Origin of the sequence: Kitasatospora putterlickiae, assembly GCF_039527695.1 — a bacterium.
Taxonomy (GTDB): domain Bacteria; phylum Actinomycetota; class Actinomycetes; order Streptomycetales; family Streptomycetaceae; genus Kitasatospora; species Kitasatospora putterlickiae.
In genome coordinates this window covers 36,421-38,386 of sequence record NZ_BAAAKJ010000244.1, presented here as the reverse complement: position 1 = coordinate 38,386, position 1,966 = coordinate 36,421, and the positions used below count along the sequence as shown (strand labels likewise).

The window sequence follows — 1,966 nt, the reverse complement described above, 5'->3', positions numbered from 1 at the left end:
CGACCCCCTCGCGACCGGCCCCGGTCCGTCACCGGGAGACTGGCGCCATGTCCAAGAAGCACCCGCGCGCCGCCACCCTCGCCGACATCACCGCCGCTCTGCCGCCGGTCCGGTACTCCCACGGCGTGGCCGCCCCGTCGCCCGCCGGCCGCGCGGAGTTCGTCGACGACCGGGGGCAGCGCTGGCGCAAGGTCCGCGGGCCGCTCCACCCCCGGCTCGTCAAGCGCCTGCTCGCCACCGCCGATGCGGTGATCATCGGACGCAACGGCGGCTTCGCGTTCGACCACATCACTCCGGCGGACCGGCCCGGCATCTGGCCTGCCGTCAAGGACCGGCTGGCCGACCTGGGCGAGTCCCCGGCCTACGGCCCCTTCGAGTTCGCGGCCGCCGACGGCCGCACCCTTCTCTACCTGGAAGAGTGGTGCTGAGCTGCCGCCCCAAACCTGCGGAAGGCAACCGGATTGGCCGATTCACCTGCGAAGGCGAGGTGGCGCGGCTAGAGTCGCGCCCGTAGTGACCGCCGCCCCCGACCGCCGGCGAGAGCACACGGCGCAGCCCCGTACCACCGCACGCACCAGCGGCCCGCCCCTCATGAGCACCGCAGGCCGGGCCGACATGCCGCCGAGCAGACAGGGAACCCGTGCCATGACCATCCGACCAGTCCGTCGGACGGCGACCGCCGTCGCCGCCGCCGCTCTCAGCACCGGGGCGCTGCTGGGGGCCGCCCCCGCCGGCGCCGCTCCCGCTCCCACTCCCGCGACCTCCACCACGCCGGCCATGGCCGTGCTGCCGACCGGGGTGCCGGGCAAGTCGTACAGCGACCCCACCGGGGTCAACCGTGGCGGCGTCGTCGTCGGCTACGCCTACGCCTGGGGGCAGGGCGTCGAGGCCAGCGCGATCCGCTGGGCCGCCGACGGCACCCCCGCCACCCTCCCGCCGCTGCCCGGCGAGGACTTCGCGCAGGCCCTGGGGGTGAACGACGCCAACCTCGCCATCGGCGTCTCCTGGCCCGCCGGCCGCACCTCCTGGGAGTCCACCGCCGTCCGTTGGGCCGCCGACGGCGCCGTCACCGCACTGCCCCCGCTGCCCGGCGACCTGTACAGCAGGCCCACCGCGATCGGCGGCAGCGGCATCGTGGTCGGCACCTCGTACGGCGCCGCCGCCGGCACCCGCGCGGTCGCCTGGCGCCCGGACGGCACCACCGTCGCCCTGGCCCCGCTGCCCGGCGACACCACCAGCGAGGCGACCGGCGTCAACGCCGCCGGCCTCGTCATCGGCCGCTCCTACGCCGGCATCGGCGCCTTCCACGGCATCGTCTGGAGGCCGGACGGCACCCCGACCCGGTTCCAGGACGGCCCGACCGCCGGGAGCGGGGACTGGCCGGTCGGCATCAACGACGCCGGCACGGTGATCGGCGTCGCCGACCGCCCGACGGGCCTCGGCAGCAGCCGCCACGGCCTGGTCCGCTCGCCCTCCGGAACCCTGCGCGACCTGGGCGCGAACACCCTGCCCACCGCGCTCAACGCCTCCGGCGCCGTGGTCGGCCAGTACCAGCCCGACCCCGACTACTCCGCCACCCACGCCGCCCGCTGGAGCCCGGACGGCACCCTCACCCCGCTCCCCCGCCAGCCCCAGACGGGCGGCAGGTCGATCGCCGTCGGCATCAACGACTCCGGTACCGCGATCGGCTACTCCTGGGACGGCATCCCCGCCCGCCAGTACCAGTCCGGCCGGATCTGGGCCTCCGACGGCACCCTCACCGACCTCGACCCGAGCAACACCGCCGGCAACACCACGCTGTTCGTCAACGACTCCGGCCTGGTCGTCGGCCTCTGGCTGCTCCGTTCGCCGGGCATGCTCTACCCCACCCACCTGACGGCGGTCTGGCGCCCCTGAGGTCCGCCGTCCCGCCGCCGTTCCCGGGGCGGCTTCGTCGTCCAGGTCGTCACCGGGGCCGTCGTACGCG

Annotated in this window: 2 protein-coding genes; both read left to right on the top strand. The window is 75.8% G+C overall.

Annotation, left to right across the window (positions count from 1 at the left end; all coding sequences use genetic code 11):
• The first annotated feature begins 47 nt into the window (after positions 1–47).
• A complete protein-coding gene (locus ABD308_RS24760; RefSeq protein ID WP_344338730.1) occupies positions 48–428 on the top strand; it encodes a hypothetical protein in 381 nt (126 codons plus the stop codon).
• Positions 429–645: 217 nt separating this feature from the next.
• On the top strand, positions 646–1,896 hold the full coding sequence (locus ABD308_RS24755) for a hypothetical protein (RefSeq protein ID WP_344338728.1): 1,251 nt from the start codon (positions 646–648) through the stop codon (positions 1,894–1,896).
• Positions 1,897–1,966: the final 70 nt, after the last annotated feature.

Excerpts from the sequence above, each read along its gene's own strand:
- ABD308_RS24760 (WP_344338730.1), top strand. The coding sequence starts at position 48 with ATGTCCAAGAAGCACCCGCGCGCCGCCACCCTCGCCGACATCACCGCC.
- ABD308_RS24755 (WP_344338728.1), top strand. The coding sequence starts at position 646 with ATGACCATCCGACCAGTCCGTCGGACGGCGACCGCCGTCGCCGCCGCC.